The following is a 2,145-nucleotide window of genomic DNA, read 5'->3' as shown; positions in this document are numbered from 1 at the left end:
ATCGGTGAGCAGCGCGACCGCGCCGGCCGCGGCGGCCTGCGCGGCGAACGCGGCGCCGTGGAACCGGGCGCCGGGCAGACCCGCGTACAGGTCCCCCGGGCGCACGGCCCGCGAGTCGTGGGTAACGCCCGTCAGCGTCGCCTCCGGGTCGGTCCGAGCCCCCGTGAGGGGGGCGCGGACGAACCCGGCCAGGCCGGTCAGAGGTTGGGGGCGCACCTCGGTGGGGCGGCGCAGATCACGGTTGGGCACGGCGGGCAGGCTACCGCGCTTTGGGTGCCTGCCTCGTCCGCGCGGGGTTCACCACTGGACCGGGAGATCGACCGGCGGGGTGCCGCTGGGGGCGATCTTGCGGCTTTGCAACGCGAACGTCATCACCTGCTGGAACACCGGCGCGCACAGGCTGCCGCCGCCGCCGTCGATGCCGGGCGCCTGGAGCGTCACCGACACCACGACCTGCGGGTTGTCGGCGGGCGCGAAGCCGATGAAGGACGTCGTGTAGCCGTTGTAGCGGCCGGTCTTGGGGTCGACGCGGTTGGCGGTGCCGGTCTTGCCCGCGACCCGGTAGCCGGCGATCCGGCCGTTCTTGCCGGTGCCGCCGTCGTCGGCGACCACCGTCTCCAACATGTCGCTCACCTGGCGCGCGGTCTCCGGGCTGACCACGACGTTGGACGCGGGCGCGGCGGCGGGCTTGAACGTGCCGTCGGGGCCGGTCTGGCCCTTGACCAGACTCGGTGCGATCCGCACGCCGCCGTTGGCGATGGTCTGGAAGACCGAGGTGGCCTGGACCGAGTTGACCGACAGTCCCTGGCCGAACGGAATCGTGTACTGCTGTGAGCCGTCCCACTTCTGCGGCTGGGCCAGGATTCCGGGCGTTTCGCCCGGGAAGTCGAGGCCGGAGGGGCGGCCGACGCCGAACCGGGTGAGGTAGTCGTGCAGCTTCGCGTTGGCCTCGGCCCGGTTGGGCGAGAGCGTTTCCGACGCGAGGATCGTGCCGATGTTGCTGGACTTGGCGAGCACCCCGGCCAGGGTCAGTTGTTGGGTCGGGTGGTCGTGCTCGTCCTTGAACTGTTGGTCGGCTCGCGCGAGTCGGTTGGGCACGGTCACGTGCGTGCCGGGGGCGGCCTTGCCCTCCTGGATGACCGCGGCCATCGTCATCACCTTGCCGGTACTGCCCGGTTCGTACGCCTCTTCGACGGCCCGGTTGCCGAGGTTGTGCACGTCGCCCGGGCCGATGTGGTTGGGGTCGTAGCCGGGCGCCGTGGACATCGCCAGGATCTGTCCGGTGCGCACGTCCTGGACCACGACGGTGCCGGACTCCGACTTGGTCTCGGCGACCTTCTGGGCGATCAACTGCTCGGCGTACCACTGGAGGTCGCGGTCGACGGTCAGTTGTACGTCGGCGCCGGGCACGGCCTGTTGGCCGGTCAGGTCGGAGGTGGGGACGCGGCGCCCGTAGACCACTTCCTGTGTGGTGCGGCCGTCCTTGCCGGCGAGTCGGTTGTCGAGCGTCATCTCCAGCCCGCCGCCACCGTGCCCGGTGGCGTTGACGAAGCCGATCAGGTTGGCGCCGACCGGGCCTGCCGGATAGACGCGCTTGCTGTGCTTCGTCGAATAGATGCCGACGAGGTCGTCACGCCCCACCTTGCCGAGGTCCTTCTGCACCTGGCGGATGTGGTTCCACACGGCCGGGTCGACCTGTGGCGCGAGCACCACGTAGCGCGACTTGGGCACGCGCAGCTTCTGTTCGATGGCGGCGGGGTCGCCGCCCACGAGCGGGGCCAGCGCGGCGGCGGTCGCGCGCGGGTCGTACTTCTGCACCTGGGTGGGATCGGCGGTGACGTCGTACGCGTCGACCGACTTGGCCAGGCTCACCCCGTGCGCGTCGGTGAGCGAGCCGCGCTCGGCGGGCACGTTGACGGTCTGCACCCGCTTGGCGGCGGCCTGCGCGGCGTAGGCGGGGGCGTCGAGGGCCTGGAGCTGGAGCAGCCGACCGGTGAACAGGGTCAGCACGACCCCGAGCGCGACCAGCCCGATGCGCAGTCGCTTGCGCGGGTCGCCCATCCGCCCGCGGTAGCGCCCCTGGCGCGCAGTGCCCGGGCGCGGGGGGTGAGCGTCGCGGGTTCGGGTCGGGCGCGGGCGCGAAGC

At 72.2% G+C, this 2,145-nt stretch carries 2 protein-coding genes; both read right to left on the bottom strand.

From position 1 onward, the window contains the following. A partial coding sequence (locus GT354_RS14120) for a Mur ligase domain-containing protein (protein WP_346012023.1) occupies positions 1 to 249 on the bottom strand: 249 nt, incomplete at its 3' end. A gap of 48 nt (positions 250 to 297) precedes the next feature. Continuing rightward, on the bottom strand, positions 298 to 2,061 hold the full coding sequence (locus tag GT354_RS14115) for a penicillin-binding protein 2 (RefSeq protein ID WP_161356658.1): 1,764 nt from the start codon (positions 2,059 to 2,061) through the stop codon (positions 298 to 300). Positions 2,062 to 2,145: the final 84 nt, after the last annotated feature.

This window comes from Streptomyces sp. SID3343 (genome assembly GCF_009865215.1).
Classification (GTDB): Bacteria; Actinomycetota; Actinomycetes; order Streptomycetales; family Streptomycetaceae; genus Embleya.
The sequence above is the reverse complement of the archived record's forward strand: the minus strand, read 5'-3'. Positions and strand labels throughout refer to the sequence as shown.